Annotated in this window: 22 protein-coding genes and 2 pseudogenes; 15 read left to right on the forward strand and 9 right to left on the reverse strand. The window is 59.2% G+C overall.

Annotation, left to right across the window (positions count from 1 at the left end):
• Position 1: 1 nt before the first annotated feature.
• The 6 genes from ABIA42_RS00945 to ABIA42_RS00970 form a co-directional block, all read right to left on the reverse strand.
• A complete protein-coding gene (locus tag ABIA42_RS00945; protein ID WP_011084610.1) occupies positions 2 to 430 on the reverse strand; it encodes a M48 family metallopeptidase in 429 nt (142 codons plus the stop codon).
• Between the two features lie 2 nt (positions 431 to 432).
• Positions 433 to 969: a hypothetical protein gene (locus ABIA42_RS00950; protein WP_011084611.1), complete on the reverse strand. Its 537-nt coding sequence runs from the start codon at positions 967 to 969 to the stop codon at positions 433 to 435.
• Between the two features lie 33 nt (positions 970 to 1002).
• Entirely contained in the window at positions 1003 to 1896 is an 894-nt protein-coding gene (locus ABIA42_RS00955) for a hypothetical protein (RefSeq protein ID WP_011084612.1), read from the reverse strand.
• A gap of 116 nt (positions 1897 to 2012) precedes the next feature.
• Positions 2013 to 2204 carry a hypothetical protein gene (locus ABIA42_RS00960; protein WP_014497948.1) on the reverse strand — a complete coding sequence of 64 codons (192 nt, stop codon included), beginning with the start codon at positions 2202 to 2204 and terminating at the stop codon, positions 2013 to 2015.
• Between the two features lie 42 nt (positions 2205 to 2246).
• On the reverse strand, positions 2247 to 2555 hold the full coding sequence (locus ABIA42_RS00965) for a hypothetical protein (RefSeq protein ID WP_011084613.1): 309 nt from the start codon (positions 2553 to 2555) through the stop codon (positions 2247 to 2249).
• 97 nt (positions 2556 to 2652) lie between these two features.
• Positions 2653 to 3213 carry a hypothetical protein gene (locus tag ABIA42_RS00970; protein WP_370115789.1) on the reverse strand — a complete coding sequence of 187 codons (561 nt, stop codon included), beginning with the start codon at positions 3211 to 3213 and terminating at the stop codon, positions 2653 to 2655.
• 250 nt (positions 3214 to 3463) lie between these two features.
• Between ABIA42_RS00970 and ABIA42_RS00975 the strand changes: the two genes are divergently transcribed.
• Positions 3464 to 4918: a DUF1521 domain-containing protein gene (locus tag ABIA42_RS00975; protein WP_014497946.1), complete on the forward strand. Its 1455-nt coding sequence runs from the start codon at positions 3464 to 3466 to the stop codon at positions 4916 to 4918.
• A gap of 154 nt (positions 4919 to 5072) precedes the next feature.
• Positions 5073 to 6137 (forward strand): IS630-like element ISRj1 family transposase, encoded by a 1065-nt coding sequence (locus ABIA42_RS00980; protein ID WP_039228620.1) that lies wholly within the window; start codon positions 5073 to 5075, stop codon positions 6135 to 6137.
• Positions 6138 to 6707: 570 nt separating this feature from the next.
• Here the strand turns inward: ABIA42_RS00980 and ABIA42_RS00985 are convergent.
• The gene (locus tag ABIA42_RS00985; RefSeq protein ID WP_011084616.1) at positions 6708 to 6911 is read right to left on the reverse strand and encodes a hypothetical protein; all 204 of its coding nucleotides are present in this window, start codon (positions 6909 to 6911) and stop codon (positions 6708 to 6710) included.
• Between the two features lie 416 nt (positions 6912 to 7327).
• On the opposite strand from ABIA42_RS00985, the gene ABIA42_RS00990 reads away from it, so the two are divergent.
• Positions 7328 to 7504, forward strand: a complete 177-nt coding sequence (locus ABIA42_RS00990; protein ID WP_161966260.1) for a hypothetical protein — start codon at positions 7328 to 7330, stop codon at positions 7502 to 7504.
• A gap of 556 nt (positions 7505 to 8060) precedes the next feature.
• Here ABIA42_RS00990 and ABIA42_RS00995 read toward each other — a convergent pair.
• Positions 8061 to 8753, reverse strand: coding sequence for a secretin N-terminal domain-containing protein (locus ABIA42_RS00995; protein WP_020608155.1), 693 nt, complete (start codon positions 8751 to 8753; stop codon positions 8061 to 8063).
• A gap of 182 nt (positions 8754 to 8935) precedes the next feature.
• On the opposite strand from ABIA42_RS00995, the gene ABIA42_RS01000 reads away from it, so the two are divergent.
• Genes ABIA42_RS01000 through ABIA42_RS01050 form a run of 11 tightly spaced genes read left to right on the forward strand, consistent with a single transcriptional unit; the run spans position 8936 to position 17359 of the window.
• Positions 8936 to 9436, forward strand: a complete 501-nt coding sequence (locus ABIA42_RS01000) for a nodulation protein NolB (RefSeq protein WP_038975004.1) — start codon at positions 8936 to 8938, stop codon at positions 9434 to 9436.
• Positions 9437 to 9444: 8 nt separating this feature from the next.
• On the forward strand, positions 9445 to 10308 hold the full coding sequence (gene sctJ, locus ABIA42_RS01005) for a type III secretion system inner membrane ring lipoprotein SctJ (protein WP_011084621.1): 864 nt from the start codon (positions 9445 to 9447) through the stop codon (positions 10306 to 10308).
• Between the two features lie 11 nt (positions 10309 to 10319).
• A complete protein-coding gene (locus tag ABIA42_RS01010; RefSeq protein ID WP_011084622.1) occupies positions 10320 to 10958 on the forward strand; it encodes a nodulation protein in 639 nt (212 codons plus the stop codon).
• Positions 10955 to 11575, forward strand: a complete 621-nt coding sequence (gene sctL, locus ABIA42_RS01015) for a type III secretion system stator protein SctL (RefSeq protein ID WP_011084623.1) — start codon at positions 10955 to 10957, stop codon at positions 11573 to 11575. Before ABIA42_RS01010 ends, sctL begins: the two co-directional genes overlap by 4 nt.
• Complete coding sequence (gene sctN, locus ABIA42_RS01020; protein ID WP_011084624.1) at positions 11572 to 12927, forward strand: type III secretion system ATPase SctN; 1356 nt, start codon at positions 11572 to 11574, stop codon at positions 12925 to 12927. The genes sctL and sctN overlap by 4 nt, the downstream gene beginning before the upstream one ends.
• Entirely contained in the window at positions 12903 to 13439 is a 537-nt protein-coding gene (locus ABIA42_RS01025; RefSeq protein WP_011084625.1) for a hypothetical protein, read from the forward strand. The genes sctN and ABIA42_RS01025 overlap by 25 nt, the downstream gene beginning before the upstream one ends.
• Positions 13436 to 14557, forward strand: coding sequence for a type III secretion system cytoplasmic ring protein SctQ (sctQ, locus tag ABIA42_RS01030; protein WP_011084626.1), 1122 nt, complete (start codon positions 13436 to 13438; stop codon positions 14555 to 14557). Before ABIA42_RS01025 ends, sctQ begins: the two co-directional genes overlap by 4 nt.
• Entirely contained in the window at positions 14550 to 15215 is a 666-nt protein-coding gene (gene sctR, locus ABIA42_RS01035; protein WP_011084627.1) for a type III secretion system export apparatus subunit SctR, read from the forward strand. Before sctQ ends, sctR begins: the two co-directional genes overlap by 8 nt.
• 2 nt (positions 15216 to 15217) lie before the next feature.
• Positions 15218 to 15493, forward strand: coding sequence for an EscS/YscS/HrcS family type III secretion system export apparatus protein (locus ABIA42_RS01040; protein ID WP_011084628.1), 276 nt, complete (start codon positions 15218 to 15220; stop codon positions 15491 to 15493).
• Between the two features lie 10 nt (positions 15494 to 15503).
• Positions 15504 to 16325 (forward strand): type III secretion system export apparatus subunit SctT, encoded by an 822-nt coding sequence (gene sctT / locus ABIA42_RS01045; RefSeq protein WP_011084629.1) that lies wholly within the window; start codon positions 15504 to 15506, stop codon positions 16323 to 16325.
• Complete coding sequence (locus tag ABIA42_RS01050; protein ID WP_011084630.1) at positions 16322 to 17359, forward strand: EscU/YscU/HrcU family type III secretion system export apparatus switch protein; 1038 nt, start codon at positions 16322 to 16324, stop codon at positions 17357 to 17359. The genes sctT and ABIA42_RS01050 overlap by 4 nt, the downstream gene beginning before the upstream one ends.
• Before the next feature lie 9 nt (positions 17360 to 17368).
• Here ABIA42_RS01050 and ABIA42_RS01055 read toward each other — a convergent pair.
• Positions 17369 to 18150 (reverse strand): annotated as a pseudogene (locus ABIA42_RS01055) (IS5-like element ISBj2 family transposase).
• A 107-nt stretch (positions 18151 to 18257) separates the two neighbouring features.
• Here ABIA42_RS01055 and ABIA42_RS01060 point away from each other — a divergent pair.
• Positions 18258 to 19051 (forward strand): annotated as a pseudogene (locus ABIA42_RS01060) (IS630 family transposase); the annotation flags it as partial.
• Positions 19052 to 19084 lie beyond the last annotated feature (33 nt).

Genomic DNA, 19084 nt, shown 5'->3' on the forward strand with positions numbered 1-19084 from the left:
CCTATTGCTTTCGGATGAGGGCTGTACTCGCGCGCAATGACACATAGGTCTGGAAGACCTCGCGAGCCTCGGCCATGCGGCCAGCGTGCCGTAGCGCGTGACTGCGCAACAGCGTCATCGGTATGCGAGAAGAGGGTTGCGTATCAAGTGCGTCCAGCCGGTCCAGCACATGGAGTGCTTCCTCGCCGAGGCCCTCGGCGATGAGCGTGTAGGCTAGAATGCGGAGTAGACCGACGTCGTTGGAATGCTCGCGAGCTGCAATTCGCAACAGAGCCAGGCTGTGTGCGCTCTGCCCGCACGCGAGATGGACATATGAGAGTGCGCAAAGCAGGTCGCGCTCTGGCCCGGAGATCGACGGAATATCGCCGGATTTTGAGACTCCTGGAGCCAGGGGAACGGCGACGCGATGCAATCCATCAGGATCGGCCATGGCTAACCCTTGATTAAGCTGTTTTGGTTTTGTCGGAGCATTAGTAACCGCTGCAGCTCCTGCTGCAGGATTGCCAAGCACTCTCGCGCCGTCTTGTCTTCCGGCGTCGCCTCCAATGTTCGCGTCAAGCGTTCCAGAAGAACACCATGCTTGTCAGCGCGCAGTACGTCGGGATGACGAAGGCGCGGAACTACGAAGGAGAGTAGTCCGCGGGACAGATTGGGACCATAAAGCGAAGCCAATCTCGCGCGTGCATCTACCTCATTCGCTCCTGCTTCGCTTTCGAATAAAGTGACGCGTGAGATGGCGCCGACGGAATCGACCCCGAGCGCCGCTTCGCTCGCGCCATCAATTGGCAGATCATACGAAGCCGCATCCTGCCACGACGCCCGCTTCGTGCCGCTATCCGCATGGGCGCCTCCGACTTCGAGCTTATCACCTCGCGAAGGAGGCGAGCCGATGACTGGTGCGTGCTGGCCCGCATCTAACCCCTGCGATGAGTTGCCGGGCCCTACGGAGTTCTGAGGCAGCCTAGCCATAGCCTTCTCCTTCTCTTTTGCAGGGTAGAGACCTTAATAGGGCAAAGCGGCAGATCGGCCGTTGCGGCTGAGCAGAACTCGTCCATCCTCGATTCGATCAACGGTCCATCCATTACTTAAGAGCGCGCCGACGAAATACTTCTGCCCGGCAATAAGCAGATAAGGTTCGCTTCCGCGCCAGACGGCTTGGACAGCAATCGAAGACGGCATCTTTTCCTCTTTCACCGCGACAGCGTTCACAAGGGTCGGGGTACCATTGCTTTGACGATCGAACCATTGCTGGATTTCTTTCCATTTTGCGACGAGGTCCGGCGCAATCGTCCCTTCCGCGGTCACGACGCCGGGCCCGTGCCCGATCTTGACGTCAGGAAGGCCCTCTCGTTCGATCTGTTGGCGCAGTGATGCGGCCATTTCATCAGCAGCTCTCGCGTCAAAATGATCGACGGTAGGTTTAGCGGCAATTTCGACCGCGTGCGATGATCCGGTGCTTGGCGCCACCGCCCTATCGCCGGGGGCAAAGATGATTGAGACGGTGCCGATCGCGACAGAGCTGAGCAAGATCAGGCTGAGTGCCACGATCGAGCGGCGAGATCGCTTGCTCGAAGCAATTGGTTGGAAATCCTCTGCCGACCAGCGGATGGACATCGCGCCGGCATGAATGATCGCGGGAAGCGGCACTCTGACGCGCTCACCTGTTGCAATGCTAGCGTGACGGTCAATGCTGATTCTGGCAGCGAGCGCTTCGAGCTCGATCGAATCGCGCTGCGGGATGACGCGAAGATGATGCGGTTCGAGCCCTTGTTCAACGAAGATCATGTCCGCATCGAGGCCGCTGCCCACAATGCTCTCGCCGCCCGCCGTCTTTCCTTTGAGCCCGGTATAGACCCCCGAAAGCACCTCGAACTCAAGCGAAACAGAGTCGTTCACGATAATCCCCCGAATAACGAGAGAAGCCGTACGGCGGTGCCGTACGGCTCATCCAGACTTCGTCATTCACAGCGCGGCGACGGTAGCAACTGCGGTGAGCCACCCGTCTTGCAGAATTACTGGACGCGCTCGTCGGCGACCTTCTTCTCGGACGAGAGTTCGGTCGTAATTCTGCGCATTGCCACGGCCTGGGCCTGAACCTTCTGGCTCACACGCTCGAATTCAGCCATCTGGTTCTGGAAGCCGCTATCGCCGGTCTGCTGGGCACCAGCAGCGCCGCCATTTCCGCCAACATTGTCAACCGCCATGTCTATTTGCCTTTCTTTTGGGATAACGCTGGTTCTGATTTGTTACGAGGTGCGGGCCGGCGAGACGATCGCAGGAATGGAAAGGAACATGGGCGTACCGCCGAGCGTGCTGAGCCCGAGGTTCAGCTCCGGGCTCTTGCAGGCAGTCTCGTGCTTGGATTGCACCTCGGTCTTTTCGCCGGCGTCTTTGTGGTCTTCGGCCTTATCATGGTGACCCTCGTCGGGCACCAAGGTGTGGACCACCTTGTCAAAGACCTTGTCCACGGTCCCGCCCAGTGCCGAACCAATTGCCGCTCCGGCCGGGCCGCCTAGGTAACCGCCGGCGGCGCTTCCAATCATTTCTCCGATCATTGCGTTCTCCTATGTTCGTCTTGTTGCGCAGACGACTGTTCGCCTAGCTTCAGCGGCCTCATGCTAGGGGCGCTAGCTTTCGAAAAGCTGACGAGCCTCACGTTGAGGCGAGTGATATTTTGCGGCAGGCTTGCATCTGCTCGCAATCATCGGATCGCCCTGTCGCTCCCAGCGGCTCCCTATAGCCGGCTTGGATGAAGGCGAGTTGAGCCGTGCTTAGCTGCGCGTTCAGGAATGATTTGACTTGGCGGAACCTTCGCAGGCGCGTGGCTTGCAGGGTGGAGCACGGAAGCGGGATAAGGTCATCGAGCCGTGCGGATCTCAGCCCTCGCTTGTCCCGTTTGGCTAAGATGGCGGCTTGCGAAAGCTCACCTTTCGCGAAGTCTTGATGTTTGGGAAAATGCAGCGAGAGTTCAAGCTGTTGATCGCTCCTCGCAGATGATGTGCAGTTCCGGCGGGAGCGCTGATTGCGGTGAGGATGAGATGATTGGCTGATAACCGGCAACGTCGTGTCATTTGCCTGAAGACATGGGAGCACCGCTGGTACCAGACGAATCTTGCCAGGAGGGAATATTAAATCTTGCGATACGTTCAGCGAAGGATGCGTTTCGGACATCCGATCGATGCCAAAGTGCGTGCGGCTTGGCTCGCTGATCATCGTCAGCTTTTCGACAGGTGTTCGGGCTACCGTATCTGTGAGTTGAATGCGCGTGATGTGCTCGTGCGGTTACGGTGATGGGGCGAGAGAGGATCTCCATAGGCTGCCGGTTCTGGCAAGGGAATTAGTCGTTCGTTCGGATGAGCTGATCAGGCGCTCTCATGCAGATCTGAAGCGGCGGATCTTGGGTGACTATGCGCGTAACGCTCACAGTTTTACAGATGTCGTCTATGCAACAGGAGTGAACTAAATGCAGTATCTTCCCGTGGCCGGCCTGCCAGTGGTGGGTGCGCCCGACTCGATGAACGGAGTGGCGCCGGAGGGCGCTGTTGTCACTCCCACCTTCAACGCCATGTTGGGGCAATATGCCCCGGCGAGCTACCAGTACTTGCCGGTAGCCTCACCAGCCCTCGTCGGTACGGCCGTTGGGAGTGTCGTTCCGGTCGTCGTGGCGCCAGCCGTCGTTACGACGCAGGCGTACATGATGGCGCCTCCTCCTTCCACCATGCTGATGAGCCAGCTGAATCAGAATGCCGAGCCTGCTGTGGATCCGGTGTGGACGCATGAGGTCAAGGATGGCAAGGCCACGATCAACCTTGGGGACAAGTATACGATTACGGCCAATGAGAAGGATGGCACGTGGACAGTCCGCAACAACCAGACCGGCCATGTCACGGTCATTCATGGCGACCCGCACGTTGATGCCGACGGAGACGGCAAGGATGACTTCGATTTCAAGAAGGATATGACGTTTCAGCTCGACGACGGCACGAAGATTACTGTGAATAATGTCGACTACGGCAATGGCCAGGCCATCTCTTCAAAGCTTACGATTACGAACGGCCACAACGCGATCGTTGTCGAGGGGCTCGGCGACGACAAGGATGGCAAAAACAATCTGAGGGTGACGCAGTCCAACGCTGGGATGACCCTTGACGAGTTGACGTCTGATGGTGCCCAAACGATCCATGAGAGTGGACAGGGATGGGTCGATGGCGCCGGACGCGCCGTGAATCAGGCGAGTATCGACGACGGCGAGCAAGGGCGTGGGCCGGGCAACTACCAGTATGCAAGCGGAGCGCCCACCTCTACGGCGCCCGTCTTCTTCGTTCCTCCTCCGCCGCCGCCTCTTGCGATGGTGCCTGTTGCGGCTGCCCAGGTGCCCACGCAGTCTTCTCAGCCGGCGCCAGTGTGGTCACATGAGGTCAGGGACGGCAAGGCTGAGATCAAGCTTGGTGATAAGTATTCGATCTTGGTCGACGAAAATGACGGAACAGTGCTCATTCGTAACAGTCAAACAGGCAAGATCACCTCGATTAAAGGCGATCCCCACGTCGATGCCGACGGTGACGGCAAGGTCGACTTTGACTTCAAGAAGAACATGACTTTCCAGCTCGACGACGGCACGAAGATTACTGTCGACACCGTTGATATCGGCAAGGGCAAAACGATGGCCTCGAAGCTGACCATTACTAACGGCGACAATGCCATGGTCGTCGAAGGGCTTGGAGACCGCTTTGACGGTAAGAACAATCTCAAGGTGACGCAGTCGAATGCGGGCCGTACGCTTGATCAATTGACTTCGGACGGAGCCCAGACGATTTATGAACAACCAGGCTCGGGCTGGGTTGACCGGTCTGGACGCCAGGTGAACCAGGAAATCATCGACAGCAATGAGAATCCAGGCACAACGTCCGATGCTTGAGTTGGCCTGAGGTCTGGCTGGTACTGCGAAGCGGTTCCAGCTTATGGGATAAGTCACTGAAGTGGGCGCTAGCGCCCGCTTTTCGTGTTCAGTGAGGAGATGAAGATACTAGTACCCACTTTTCTTGGAACGTGAGTCGTGATTCAAGGTCGGGATGATACCCGAAGCAAGAGAAGTCCACCTTTCGAGGAAAGATCGCAAGGTGCTTGAGGCGTGCTGTCGCTCACCGGTGACGTTGCAGCGCGATTTGAAGCGGGCGCGGATAGTTCTGTTGGCGGCGGATGGGCGCAGCACCCGGTCGATCGCCAAGGAAGTTGGGGTCCAGCCGCGGATTGTCAGCCTTTGGCGGCATCGCTATGCCGACCATGGCCTTGAAGGGCTGCAAGACAAGCCGCGGCCTGGCAAGCAGCCGATCTATACGAAGACGACCGACAAGCGGATTCTGAAGCTGCTGGATAAGCCGCCACCGCAAGGGTTTGCGCGCTGGACCGGCCCCCTTCTGGCCGAGGCGCTGGGCGATGTCGATGTCCAATATGTCTGGCGGTTCCTGCGCAGCCACAAGATTGACCTGGTGGCTCGCAAGTCCTGGTGCGAGAGCAACGACCCGAACTTTACGGCCAAAGCCGCCGATGTTGTCGGCCTCTATGTCGCGCCGCCGGCGAAGGCCATTGTGCTGTGCGTGGACGAGAAGCCCTCGATCCAGGCTTTGGAGCGAGCGCAGGGTTATCTGAAGTTGCCCAATGGCCGCGCCTTGACCGGCCAAAGCCACGATTACAAGCGGCATGGCACCACAACATTGTTTGCGGCGCTCGAAGTCGCCACCGGAAAGATCATCGCGACCCATTCAAAACGCCGGCGCCGCGTCGAGTTTCTCGATTTCATGAACAGCGTCACCGCGGCTTTTCCGAACCGCAAGCTTCACGTCATCCTCGACAACCTCAACACCCATAAAAAGAACGAGGACTGGCTCAAGGCCCACCCCAACGTGCAATTTCATTTCACGCCGACAAGTGCGCCATGGCTCAATCAGGTCGAAGTATGGTTTTCCATCTTGCAGGGGCAGTCGCTCAGCGGCACCTCCTTCACGAGCCTCAAGCAGCTTCAGGAACACATCGATGCCTACGTCAACGCATACAACGACAGAGCCGAGCCCTTCGTCTGGACCAAGAAAAAGGTCCGTCAACGCCGTTTCAAAGGCCGCCGTATCACTCAGCTCTGATTCCGGGTACTAGGTGCGGCGGCCTCGATGAGGATCTTAGCTCTTAGCGTGATAGGGGCAGTCTGAGCTTTGGCGCCAATTCGTAGCGACAAATACGCCATAACTCAGGATCAGGCAGCAGCAACATGCCTCGATGCTGAGGGGTAGCGGTCCCCGGAGTTCTGCAGATATGGGCGCAGCGAGCGCCAAGTCTGCCTATGTTCCGGAAAATCTCGGAGGATCTCTCTAGCGCACGATCTCGCGGGCGGCTGCAGAACCAATCGAGGATAATAGATGACGAAGTTCATCGGCGGGGAGCGCTCGGGCTCGCTTAGAACGTCTGGTGCCCTGGCTAAAGAGCGCTCCTGATGAACCCTCATCGAAGAATATGTGACACGGCGGCATGAGCAAGTCGCTGCGGCGTCTTCCGAAAGTTGCGAGGTCCTGCAGAACGGCCGCACCGCCTGCCTGGAGGATCACCTAAGACGGTCTAGCGGCTGCTGTTGCCAAGTCCGCCTGCTTCACCCGATCGTTTTCGGTTCGGCTTGCCGTCCGTCAGGTCCTCCCTGTGCGCGTCTGATAATCCGGCCTTCAGCCATCATCTAGCTCGCTCATAGCGTCATCCATGTCTGACTGGGTATCGCTTATGACCTGGGTAGCGACGGCAACCAGAGCTTTTTCGAAGGCCCGCTGCAACAATGCTGCGTGCGAGTTGTCGCCGCCGTTCGCGGCGTTATCGGTGTTTGTGCCAGCGTCTGGCGCCGTTGCTGCGATATCGGCTGCGCCTGTGTCCATGTCATAAAACTCAGATAGCGGCGGTGCCGCGAGATGACCTATTCCTTTCGTGCTAGCAGGGGCAGCTTGCAAGAAGCTGACGAAGAGTGAGGCCGGATTGATGCCGCGATTCGTGCCCCGAGTGATCTCAGGTGGTCCGGTGTTTGGAGGTTTGTGCGAAGAACTGTGCTGGTTCTAACAACCGGTATGTTGAAGGTATTTAGGGGGGCCGGTCATACCCAGACTATCCTGATCCGCAACGCGCTTACCTTCATCTCGACGACATGGATCGCCTCGCGGTCCTTTCTGGCGGAGCTTCAGAAGACCCAGGTTGGGGCGGTCCCGCCTGCAATGGCCGGGCATGCGAGGGGCCGGCGTGCGGCGGCTCATCCTGAAAAAGGGGCGGTGCGCGATGGTCCTGCATGCGATGTCCCCGCTTGAGGCTCACCGTGCCGTGGCTCGGCTTCCGATGGGCCGACATCCAGAGTCTGCCATATCACATCTTGATCGAAGCCGGGATGTTCCTCGATCGCCTGAGCTATGGCCTGCGGCGAGAGATGCTGCTGGCCGTTGTCCGGCTCTGGCGCAGCGACGGCCGCAGGCGCGGCATATAGATTATCCTGCCAACCCGAGTCTGGCCCAAGGGGATGCGCTAAATCTGGGTAAGGCGGATAGAGGTGTCCTGTCTCCAAGTATGGAGAGTAGGGATGGCCCGCGTCGAGATAGGGTGAATAAGCCTCGCCCTGCAGCACTGGATGGGCGACTCCCTGCGCCGAAGCGGGAGCCTCTGAACCGCTGAGCTGCCGCTCGAACTCGGTTGCATCTGTAGCCGTCCGTGCTGTGTCGGGCTCCGGGCTCGTATTCGCCGGGGCGACTGCATTGAAATCCACCCTGTTTCTCCTTCCAACTGATGACGCGCATTGAGCTATGCGAAGCCTCAGCTAGCTCGGAAGCGCGCGTGCGGAGGCCCACATTGATCTTTAATGCCTCGCACTGCGTGAAGGCAGCGCTACCCAATTTCCCTCGAGCATCCGGTCTCTTATCCATCTATCGGGCTGCCTCAAGCAGGGCAGCCGTCAAGACCTCGCAGGCTCATGCTGGGGGCTTTAGCTTTCGAAAAGCTGACGATCGGATGCGACTTCAGTCGGAGCGGTCTTGCATCTTCGACCATCACTTCTGGCCTGGACCGGCTTCGCGCACAGCGCCCCCATGAAGCGGCGTTTCGGGAGAAGCTTCCGGCCGCCCGTCCCGGAAGACCGTGCTCGAGGAGCCGCGAAACAACATCAAAACCGACTCGTGTTGTGACCTCTCGGCGGCGGGACTGCGCCGGGCCTGCGCTTCCGCCACAAGGCCCTTGAGGGTCTGGTCCACCAGCGCAACAAATCTGGGTGGGCCAGAAGCAAGGATGAGGCCCTCTCCCGGGGCAGGTTTCACGATATAGCGCTCATCCGAGATGTTGAGCGCGTCGAGCGCGGCCTTGAGCGCATCGAAGCTGATTGGGTTCAATACAATGAGCCGGCTTTGCGCCTCTTGGGCGGCGGAGATGTAAAGGACAAGTCCGTCATAGTACCACTGGAGATTGTACAAAGCAGTCAAACGGTCAAGGAATTCTCGTGGCGGCAGGTCCGGCATTCGTCCACGAATCCGGCCCCTGACGTCGGCGCTGACATTGACCCTGATATTGAGATTGTTTCCGAACTCCTGCAGCGCCGCAGCAAGATCCTGATCGAGAACGGTGTAGCTATAAGGGGCGGGCGGCAGCGAAAGGGATGCAGCAGACGTGCGCAAAATTCCGACACAGATGAGAACACCGGCACAAAAAATTCTTTTTAAGATATGTACCACCGTGGACCGCGCGAGCATTCCTTGACGCCTTCCGCTCATTATGAAGTTAGAGTTTCGCCGCAGCTTGGAAGCCAAACGTGATCATTAGATGACCAAGTCAACCTGATCTCCGTCAGGTTTTCGTCAGCTCGGCAGCCTATGAACTTGATCGGTTCATCGGCTAAAGCTTAGGTCATCAAACCAGCACAATGACACACTCCATGTTGTTAGGCGCAACGCCGATCCCTCCCAGTTCAGCCGGTTGTCTTTCCGGTGCCTGCTCTCCGGCAGCTGCTGGCGAGCAGGCGCGTTTCGAGCAGTCCCTGGCGCAAGTAGCTCCCAATCAGGGGTCGCCTTTCCCGACCGCGAATCCACCCGCAGCGACTCCTCCGATATTGGAGGTCCAGCGCACGAATGTGCTGGCAAGTCCGCCGGGCGACCGAATCCTCCAAACCCTTTCCGGCATCTACCAGGGTCGAGCCGTTTCTCCGGCGATTGCGCCGGCTGTCGTAAATGGGGTGCAGCCTGGGCCGGCTGCGCAGCCACTTTTGCCGGCGGATAACGCCGGAGCCAATGCGGCTGTTAAGCCGGTTGGAGCTGATTTCGAATCGATGATGACGAATCTGCGAGACGTCTACAAAGACGTTGTTCAGGTTTCCCTCGTCTCCAAGGGCACCAGCGCCGTCAGCTCGTCGCTAAACAAGCTGCTATCGGCCGGCTGAGTAAGCTGATGACTGGCGATATGAAGAGGGGGAGCTCCGGCGGCCGTCAATCGTGGCGACGGCTTCGCGTGTTTCTTGCTATGCCCCTTCTCCTCTCGCTGATCGGCTGTAAGACCGATCTCTACACCAAAATTCAGGAGCGCGAGGCTAATGAGATGCTCGCGCTTCTCCTTGGCAAGGGCGTTGATGCTGTCCGTGTTGTCGCCAAGGACGGAACCAGCACAATCCAGGTCGAGGAAAAGCAGCTCGCTTATTCGATTGACCTGCTCAATGTTGAGGGGCTGCCGCGCCAATCCTTCAAGAATCTCGGCGAGGTGTTCAAGGGATCGGGCCTCGTTGCCTCGCCGATCGAGGAGCGGGCACGATACGTTTATGCTCTAAGCGAAGAATTGTCGCGCACGATCAGCGATATAGATGGCGTCCTTTCAGCACGCGTTCACGTCGTTCTGCCGAAGAACGACTTGTTGCGGCAAGGTGCGACCCCATCCTCGGCATCGGTCTTCATTCGACATGGCTCCAGCGCGAGGCTTTCGGCACTATTGCCGCAGATCAAGATGCTCGTCGCAAACAGCATTGAAGGGCTGTCCTATGACAAGGTCGCCGTTGTCTTCGTGCCGGTCGAGCGCGCTCCAGTCGAGCAGTCTGCCGGTCCGGGAGTCCCTGTGGCTCAGTCAGCAAGAGCCGGCTCATCGCCGTTACTTGCGCTTGCTGTAGGAAGCGCCGGAGCGGTATTCGGCATCGTCGCTTGCGTATTGCTGGGCCCGCGCATGCGTCAGTTTGGAAAATCATCGCGTAAGCTGAGCGTGTTCGGTAGGGGCTCGCGCCTGTCTGCTGACCAAGCGGCGGGCAAGATGATTGCTGATGCGTCATAGTCTGGACGCTCATGCCGCCATCAATGTCAACCACAGCCACAAAAACCAATCGCTCGTTCACGCTCGCAGCCGATCGGCTGCGCGAGCTTGCTGCCTCGGCCGATCCCGGTCGTTTCGCCGGGCTTCTTGACCCGCTGCTTTCACCTTCCACTTTGGCTCGGCTACAGCAGAGTGCCAGGCTACAGCCAAGGCTCGCCGAACTGCTTTTGGGCAGCAAGGGGGAGGTGAGCTGCGGCGACTGGAGCGAAGATGCTCTCCTGGGGCATGATCCGCGGCGGGCTGCGCTGCTCGCGGGCGGCATTTGGCATGCACGCTCCATCCTCAAGCTGTTCTCCAGGCACGATCTGCCTGTGTTGGTGGAGTTGATCGGTGCCGAGGCGCATGCTTTCGCAGTCCGGCATTTATCCTGCGCCGTCGCAACGGCCCCGATCGCCGATCCAGAGCAATTGTCCCGACAGATCGAATATGACGGGCATGCTTGTCTCGGCGCTTGGCTCGAAGAGACTTCATCGCTTGCTCGTATCCGCGTGCTTCTACGCTTGCCCGCTGGGACGGCCGCCGAGAGCTCAACTGCCGAGCACCGTAGCGCAGCAGGCCCGCTGCTTTCCCTCGTCATGGCTCATTTGCGCACTGAGGATGCTGGGGCATGACGGCCGATGCCCTCGCACCACCCGCGGCCCCGAAGATTCGGGCTCTTGGACCGCTGATCCCAGCTGCGCAGCTTGAGATCTGGCACGATGCCATACAGGCGCTGGCCGCTGCCGAGCGGCATCTGCAGCGGGTTCGAGGGTGGGCACGCCTGGCTTATGAGCGGGAACGTGCGCAGGGCCGCGCCGAGGGTGCAAAGGCTGGCGCAGAGGAAATGGCCCGGCTGATTGCGCAGGCGACTTGTGAACTGGCCCAACGCAAGGCGGTTCTGGAGCGGGAATTGCCGCAACTGGTCTTTGAGATCGTTCGCGATCTGCTTGGCGCATTTGATTCGGGCAAGATGCTGGTCCAGTGCGTTCGTCATGCCATCGAGCAAAGATATAAAAACACGGAGGTCTGCCTTCACGTATCCCCACTGAAAGCCGACCTGCTAGCCAGTGAGTTCAAGGATTATGACGGACTTGAGGGCCGGCCGAAGCTCAGGATTGAGGCGGATCCGGCGCTGAGCGCGGACCAATGTGTTTTATGGAGCGAGTTCGGCAACGTCGATCTTGGGCTTGCCGCGCAGCTGCGCGCGCTGCGCCTCGGCTTTGGCTTGACGGAGGAAGCTGAATCGTGACCGTGCAACGACCGACCCATCATGCCGCGGCCGCAGAAGGAACCGTAAAGGCCGCACTCTCATCCTTAAGATCTTCCGCCAAGCACATCGATACACGCGCTGTCCGCGGCCGGATCACGCGGGCCGTGGGCACGCTGCTGCACGCCGTCTTGCCGGAGGCCAGGGTCGGAGAACTGTGCTTATTGCAGGATCCTCGCAGCGGATGGTCGCTCGAGGCCGAGGTAATCGGTCTGTTGCCGGATGGGGTGTTACTCACGCCCATCGGGGACATGGTGGGGCTGTCCAATCGCGCAGAGGTGGTGACGACCGGGCGAATGCAGGAAGTGGCTGCCGGCCCCGATTTGCTCGGCCGCGTGATCGACAGTTTTGGCCGGCCGCTCGACGGCAAGGGCCCTATAAAAGCCGGCGAAGCCAGACCGCTGCGCGGCAGGGCGCCTAATCCGATGAAACGGCGCGCGATTGAACAGCCGTTCCCGCTCGGCGTCCGTGTCCTGGATGGTCTTCTCACATGCGGAGAAGGTCAGCGGATCGGAATTTATGGTGATGCCGGTTGCGGCAAGTCGACGCTGATGTCGCAAATCGTAAGAGGCGCAGCGGCCGACGTCACTATCGTTGCGCTGATCGGCGAGCGCGGTCGAGAGGTGCGTGAATTCATCGAACGTCATCTTGGCGAAGCCCTTCACCGTTCCGTCGTTGTGGTGGAGACTTCCGACCGTTCGGCGATGGAGCGGGCCCAATGCGCCCACATGGCGACAGCGCTAGCCGAATATTTTCGTGATCAGGGCCTTCGCGTCGTTCTGATGATGGATTCTTTGACGCGCTTTAGCCGCGCCATGCGTGAAATCGGACTTGCCGCAGGAGAACCGCCGACCCGGCGCGGATTTCCGCCATCCGTTTTTGCACTGTTGCCGGGCTTGTTGGAGCGCGCCGGCATGGGCGAGCATGGCTCCATTACGGCCTTCTATACTGTGCTTGTCGAAGGTGACGGCACGGGTGATCCGATAGCGGAAGAATCACGCGGCATCCTCGATGGCCACATTATTCTCTCCCGCGCGTTGGCCTCCCGGGAGCATTTTCCGGCGATCGACGTGTTGTCGAGCCGCAGCCGCGTCATGGATGCGATCGTGTCCGTGCCGCATCGCAAGGCGGCATCCTTTTTCCGTGATCTGCTGTCACGGTACGCTGAGGCCGAGTTCCTGATCAAGGTCGGTGAATACAAACAAGGCTCTGATCCGCTGACCGATCGGGCGATCGCCTCGATCGAGCAACTGCGGGCCTTTCTGCGCCAGGGGCAGGGTGAGGCGTGCAGCTTTGAGGAGACGATCGCATGGATATCGCGTCTGACCGCCTAAGTCCCGTTCACGCCTCGAAGCTGCGGCTCGTAAAGGACATGCGGGAGCGAAGCGCCATTCGTGAATTGTCTAACATGGAAGCCAAGCGCCACCTTGCGATCCAAGCTGTCCAACGAGCTTTCGAGCATCTTACACATGCCGAAGAGCGCCGGGCAAAGCTCGAGGCAGAGCTCTATCGGGAGATGCTAGCAGCCGATGCGATGTCTGTTTGCGAGCTGCAGCGGCGCTATCATCTCATCATCGGCCGGCTCACAGACGAGATTGCAGCGGCGCAGCAGGTTCTTGAAAATGCCCGTGCTGCTCAGGCGCAAGCTGAGACTGCGGTTCTTGAGGCGAGGGCCGTTTGGGCCAGGCGTTCAGCGGCGAGCCAGAAATGGCGTGAGATTGATCAAGACGTTCGGCGCACCACGAGTGCTCATTTCGAAGCCGCCGCCGAAATCGAAGCTGATGATGAAGTCTTGCTCCGCTACCGGCGCGGCCCGTCAGGGCAGACGGGAGGTGAGCCAGCATGATTGCAGATCCTCTCACGCGCGAGCTCGGGGCCTGCGGCGCGGAAGCCGCACCGGCCTCGGACCGGCCGGCTGAGCGCGCAGCCTTCATGCCGTCGCTGATCCTGTCGCACGCAGTGGCCTCGTGGCTTAACGAGATCACAGCGTTGCGTGCGCCTCTACAAGGCCTCCTCGGCGAGAAGCCGCTATCTGTGCGCGTGAGCCGGACCGTCTGGCAGGCGGAGCCGGCTGCGGCACCGATGCTCGACTGCGTCTTCGAAGTAGAAGGTGAAACCTTGATCCTGTCCTTGCCGGGTAAGCTTGCGGAAGCGCTGGTTCGGACCGTGCAGAATGGGCTTACCTTACCTTCTGAGCCGGCGCGTTCGCTGGTCCTGGAACTTGCGCTTGAACCCTTGCTTGCTGCGCTGGAAAGAATGACGCAGCGGAATCTGCAGCTTGTTCGCACCGAGGAAGCGCGGAGTACGCAGCCTTATCTTGAATTTGACGTCGCCTATGGTGAGCTCGCCAGCAAGGCTCGGCTGCTTCTATTCTCTCCGTTCGACGGTCCGGTGCCTCCGGCTTTCACCGTCCTCGGCGAGCTGCTCGGCCGATTACCGCGACAGGCGGCCAGGCTGCTTTCCGAACTCCCGGTCATCGTTGCAGGCCATATCGGCTCGCTCCGCGTCGCGATCGGCGTTCTTCGCCAAGCAGAGCAAGGCGATGCGCTGCTCCCGGACACAATTCCACTCGCGCGAGGCCAAATTGTTCTCGTTGCAGACCGATTGTGGGCCCCTGCAGAGATTGGCGGCGACAGGCTGGTGCTGCGAGGACCATTCCGCTTGCGATCCCACCCTCTAAAAAGTGAAGATGTGATGCCCCAAAACCAGATGCAACAGCAGCCCCCGTCAGAGGCGGATATCGACAGCATCGAGATCACACTCGTATTCGAATGTGGCCGCTGGCCGATGCCGTTGGGAACCTTGCGAACCATCAACGAAGGCCACGTGTTCGAACTTGGCCGGCATCTTGACGGGCCGGTCGATATCGTTGCGAACGGCCAACGTATCGGCCGAGGCGACATCGTGCGGATCGGCGAGGAGCTCGCCGTCAGGTTACGCGGCAGGTTGGCGCTTAATGACTGAAATTCAACCCAGCATCCTGGCGCTTCTTGCAATAACGGTCGGCCTTGGTCTCCTGGCCTTTGCTGTCGTCACAACTACAGCCTTTATCAAGGTCTCGGTTGTTCTCTTCCTCGTGCGCAATGCGCTAGGAACTCAATCGATACCGCCGAACATCGTCCTTTACGGAGCGGCACTCATCCTGACCGTCTTCATCAGCGCTCCAGTCTTCGAGCAGACCTATAACCGCCTTACCGATCCGCAACTTCGCTACCAGAGTTTCGATGACTGGGTGATGGCCGCCAAGGAGGGACAGGAGCCGCTGCGTGTTCATCTGAAGAAATTCACCAATGAAGAGCAGCGCCGCTTCTTCCTGTCATCCACCGAACATGTCTGGTCGGAGGAGATGCGCGGCAGCGTAACGGCAGATGATTTCTCAATTCTTGTGCCGTCGTTCTTGATTTCCGAACTCAAGCGGGGCTTCGAAATCGGTTTTCTTCTCTATCTTCCCTTCATCACGATCGATCTGATTGTCACCACGATTTTGATGGCCATGGGTATGTCGATGGTATCCCCCACAGTGATATCTGTCCCCTTCAAGCTCTTTCTGTTCGTCACTATCGACGGCTGGTCACGTCTCATGCACGGGCTAGTACTAAGCTACACCACGCCAGGAGGTTGACCATGAACGAAGCCAGCATCCTTACGCACCTCAGTCAATCGCTCGTGCTCTTCATGATCTGGGTTCTGCCGCCGTTGCTCGCAGCTCTGATCTCCGGACTGATCATTGGCCTTATCCAGGCGGCAACTCAGCTCCAGGACCAAACCCTGCCACTGACGGTCAAGCTTCTGGTTGTCGTCGCCGTGCTCGCCGGTTTTTCCCCGGTTCTCAGCGCCCCGCTGATCGACCAGGCCGAGCGCATCTTCAGCGAGTTTCCGGCACTCACCGCAAGATACTAGCAGAGCTTGGATGGCTGGCCTGTCACCCGCAGAGGCGCAAGTTCTCGTTCAGGGCTCGATCGAATTCGTCGCCGCAACCGGCCTGAGTGCGGCCCGCGCCCTAGGCATCATGCTGGTGCTTCCTGTCTTCACCCGGCCGCGTATCAGCGGCCTCATTCGGGGAAGCCTGACGATTGCGATTGGCCTGCCTTGCCTTGCTCAGATCAAGCTCGGTCTGCAGGCCTTGGACCCGAACACGCGCTTGGTTAGCGTTACCATGCTTGGCGTGAAGGAGGTGTTCGTCGGTCTGATGCTCGGCATCCTGCTCAGTATTCCACTATGGAGCATACAGGCAGTCGGCGACATCATCGATACCCAACGAGGAATTTCAAGCCAAGTTGCGGGGGAGGATCCCGCGACGCACAGCCAAGCGACTGGAACCGGGCTCTTTCTCGGTGTTACGGCGGTTACGATCTTCGTTCTGGTCGGCGGGCTGCAGACCATGGTGAGCGGCCTTTATGGCAGCTACCTAGTGTGGCCTGTCTATCAGTTTTTGCCTGCCTTGACAGTGCAAGGGGCAATGGAGTGTCTTGCCCTTCTCGATCGTATCATGATGACGACCTTGTTGGTCGCCGGGCCGGTTCTGGCCCTGCTGTTGCTGGTGGATATCTCGGTCATGATGCTCGGCCGTTTTGCATCTCAGCTCAAGATGAACGATCTCTCTCCGATGATCAAGAATGTTGCATTCGGGGTCATTATGGTCAGCTACACCGTCTATCTGCTCGAATATGCCGGTTCTGAAATCCTGACCTCGAACGACATGCTCGATCATCTGAGGAAGCTGTTGAAATGAGCTCTACGAGTGAGGAGAAAAAGCTTCCTCCGACGCCCAAGAAGCTGCGCGATGCGCGCAAGAAGGGGCAGAGCGCGCGCAGCTCCGATCTAGTGAGCGGCGTCAGCGCCTGTGCCGGTTTCGGCTGTCTGTGGTGGCGAGCGGGTGCCATTGAGGACAAGTGGCAGGAGACGGTCCGGCTGGTCGATAAACTGCAGGAGCAGCCGTTCACAAGCGCGGTGCCACAAGCGCTCAGCGGCTTGCTAGAACTTTCGATTGCCACTGTCGCTCCGTTGCTCGCCGCTGCCGTGACAGCAGCTCTTCTGGCCAATGTCCTGGCCAATGGCGGCTTTATGTTTGCTTCGGAGCCGCTCAAGCCGAAGCTCGAGAAACTCGATCCCATCAAAGGCTTGAAGCGTATCGTCTCGAAACGTTCGGCCATCGAGCTTGGCAAGACCCTGGCTAAAGTGGTTTTGCTTGGTGCGATCTTCTTTTTAACCGTGACCGCGAGCTGGAAAGCGCTGGTGTACCTGCCAGTCTGCGGCATGGGCTGTTTTGGTTTCGTCTTCACCGAGGTTAAACTGCTGATTGGCATTGCCGCTGGAGCTTTTCTGGTCGGCGGATTGGCTGACCTTCTAATCCAGCGTTGGTTGTTTATGCAGGACATGCGCATGACGGAAACGGAGGCCAAGCGGGAGAACAAGGAACAGCAAGGCAATCCGCAGGTGAAGCGCGAGCACCGGCGGCTGCGGCAAGAGTCGGCAAACGAGGCTCCACTCGGCATCAGCCGGGCCACGTTGATATTGCGGGGACCGGCAACGTTGATTGGTCTGCGCTATGTTCGCGGCGAGACCGGTGTGCCGGTGTTGGTCTGCCGTGGCGAGGGTGAAGCTGCTTCACAGCTGCTTGGTGAGGCGCGCGCGCTTCGCCTCAACATTGTGGAGGACAATGTTCTGGCGCGTCAGCTGCTCGGCAAGGCAAGGCTCGGCAACCCGGTGCCTTCGCAGTATTTCGAGTCAGTCGCAAAAGCGCTCTATGCGGCGGGGCTAGTCTAGGGTCCAGACTCAATTGAGCCAATATGCGACGAGAGCGGCGAGATGAACAGCGGCCAAAAAATTACGGGCGAGCTTGTCATATCGCGTGGCGATGCGCCGGAAGTCCTTGAGCCTGCAAAAGCAGCGTTCGATGACATTTCGTCCTTTGTAGGCGCGTTTGTTGAAGCGATGGATGACGACACGGTTAGATTTATTGGGGATTACGGGCTTGGCGCCACGACGAATGATTGCGCCGCGAAGCTTGTCGCCATCATACCCTTTGTCGGCGAGGAGCACGCTCATGGGTGGCGCGAGCGCCAGGACATCGGGAGCCGCAGCGATATCGGCATCCTGGCCTGGAGTCAGATGCAGGACGACCGGCCGGCAGAGCGGATCGCTCAGCGCATGGATTTTTGTCGTGCGGCCTCCGCGCGAGCGGCCGATTGCTTGATTGTGCTTCCCCTTTTCCGCCGGAGGCACACCGGTGAGCTTTAATCGAGGTCGAGTCGAGCGACAGTACGACGCCGTCTTCGCCAGGCTTGGCCAGCGCTTCGAAGATTGCGCACCATCGTCCTCGCTTGGCCCAGCGATTGAAGCGATTGTAGATCGTCGTGTAAGGGCCGTATTCACGTGGACAATCACGCCATCGTGCACCCGATTGCAGCATGTGAATGATGCCGCTGACGATGCGTCGGTCGTCGTCCCGATCCGGCCCCGTCAGTCCCCTCGGCAGATGCGGTTCGATACGCGCCCATTGCCTGTCGTTCAGCCAAAACAAACCAGCGCGCATTCTCTCGCCCCCGAATCAACACGTAGGCAAGAGAATCACGTGGCGCTATTTAGGTACAGACCCTAGTCATCCGGAACGCAAGTTCGTCGCATTGGTTGATAGCTTGAATCTCGAGAGAGGAGAGCGCTTGTGGCGAATGCAGGTGGGAAAGGCCGGCCGATCGCGCCGTTGGTGCTGAGTCCGCAGGAGCGGGCGTACTTGGAGAGGCAAGTTCGTCGTCATCGTGCTGCGCGGTTGCTTTCCTGAGCGATGCCGCGCGATCCTGCGGTGGGCGGATGGCTTGCCAAGCAAGTCTGTGGCTGCCGAACTCGGCCTCCACGAACACACCGTTGGCAAGTCGCGCCGCCGATTTTTGAAGGATCGCTGTGATGGCTTGCTTGACGAGGCACGCCCTGGCCGCCCTCGCACCATCAACGACGATCAGGTTGCCGCCATGATCGATCGCACGCTGCGTACGACGCCGGCCGAGGCGACGCAATGGTTGATCCGCTCGATGGCTGCGGAAACTGGCTTTTCCCGCACCACGATCCGCCGAATGTGGTCGGCGTTCGGCTTGCAACCGCACCGTAGCCAGACATTCAAGTTGTCGAGCGATCCGCGGCTCGTCGACAAGGCACGCGACATCGTCGGCTTTACCTGTCCCCGCCGAACCGAGCCCTTGTCCTCAGCATCGATGAGAAAAGCCAGATTCAGGCACTCGATCGCGAGCAGCCGGTCTTGCCAATGATGCCCGGCATACCGGAGCGTCGTACGCACAGCTATGTGCGGCATGGTGCGACCACGCTGTTTGCCGCGCTCGATGTCGCCTCGGGGTTCGTCATCGGCAAATGCTACAAGCGCCACCGGGCAGTCGAGTCTTGAAGTTTTTAAAAGAGATCGATGCTCAAGTTCCTGAAGGCCTCGATGTCCATATCGTCATGGACATGTGTAGACGCCCCCGTTGGTGCAAGAAGAAT

This window comes from Bradyrhizobium sp. USDA 327 (assembly GCF_041262065.1).
Taxonomy (GTDB): domain Bacteria; phylum Pseudomonadota; class Alphaproteobacteria; order Rhizobiales; family Xanthobacteraceae; genus Bradyrhizobium; species Bradyrhizobium liaoningense.

Excerpts from the sequence above, each read along its gene's own strand:
- ABIA42_RS00945 (WP_011084610.1), bottom strand. The coding sequence starts at position 430 with ATGGCCGATCCTGATGGATTGCATCGCGTCGCCGTTCCCCTGGCTCCA.
- ABIA42_RS01040 (WP_011084628.1), top strand. The coding sequence starts at position 15,218 with ATGAACGAAGCCAGCATCCTTACGCACCTCAGTCAATCGCTCGTGCTC.
- sctT (WP_011084629.1), top strand. The coding sequence starts at position 15,504 with ATGGCTGGCCTGTCACCCGCAGAGGCGCAAGTTCTCGTTCAGGGCTCG.
- ABIA42_RS00950 (WP_011084611.1), bottom strand. The coding sequence starts at position 969 with ATGGCTAGGCTGCCTCAGAACTCCGTAGGGCCCGGCAACTCATCGCAG.
- ABIA42_RS00985 (WP_011084616.1), bottom strand. The coding sequence starts at position 6,911 with ATGGACACAGGCGCAGCCGATATCGCAGCAACGGCGCCAGACGCTGGC.
- ABIA42_RS00980 (WP_039228620.1), top strand. The coding sequence starts at position 5,073 with ATGATACCCGAAGCAAGAGAAGTCCACCTTTCGAGGAAAGATCGCAAG.
- ABIA42_RS01050 (WP_011084630.1), top strand. The coding sequence starts at position 16,322 with ATGAGCTCTACGAGTGAGGAGAAAAAGCTTCCTCCGACGCCCAAGAAG.
- ABIA42_RS00960 (WP_014497948.1), bottom strand. The coding sequence starts at position 2,204 with ATGGCGGTTGACAATGTTGGCGGAAATGGCGGCGCTGCTGGTGCCCAG.
- ABIA42_RS00995 (WP_020608155.1), bottom strand. The coding sequence starts at position 8,753 with ATGCTCGCGCGGTCCACGGTGGTACATATCTTAAAAAGAATTTTTTGT.
- sctJ (WP_011084621.1), top strand. The coding sequence starts at position 9,445 with ATGACTGGCGATATGAAGAGGGGGAGCTCCGGCGGCCGTCAATCGTGG.
- ABIA42_RS00970 (WP_370115789.1), bottom strand. The coding sequence starts at position 3,213 with ATGATCAGCGAGCCAAGCCGCACGCACTTTGGCATCGATCGGATGTCC.
- ABIA42_RS00975 (WP_014497946.1), top strand. The coding sequence starts at position 3,464 with ATGCAGTATCTTCCCGTGGCCGGCCTGCCAGTGGTGGGTGCGCCCGAC.
- ABIA42_RS01000 (WP_038975004.1), top strand. The coding sequence starts at position 8,936 with ATGTTGTTAGGCGCAACGCCGATCCCTCCCAGTTCAGCCGGTTGTCTT.
- ABIA42_RS00965 (WP_011084613.1), bottom strand. The coding sequence starts at position 2,555 with ATGATCGGAGAAATGATTGGAAGCGCCGCCGGCGGTTACCTAGGCGGC.
- ABIA42_RS01010 (WP_011084622.1), top strand. The coding sequence starts at position 10,320 with ATGCCGCCATCAATGTCAACCACAGCCACAAAAACCAATCGCTCGTTC.
- sctR (WP_011084627.1), top strand. The coding sequence starts at position 14,550 with ATGACTGAAATTCAACCCAGCATCCTGGCGCTTCTTGCAATAACGGTC.
- sctQ (WP_011084626.1), top strand. The coding sequence starts at position 13,436 with ATGATTGCAGATCCTCTCACGCGCGAGCTCGGGGCCTGCGGCGCGGAA.
- sctL (WP_011084623.1), top strand. The coding sequence starts at position 10,955 with ATGACGGCCGATGCCCTCGCACCACCCGCGGCCCCGAAGATTCGGGCT.
- ABIA42_RS01025 (WP_011084625.1), top strand. The coding sequence starts at position 12,903 with ATGGATATCGCGTCTGACCGCCTAAGTCCCGTTCACGCCTCGAAGCTG.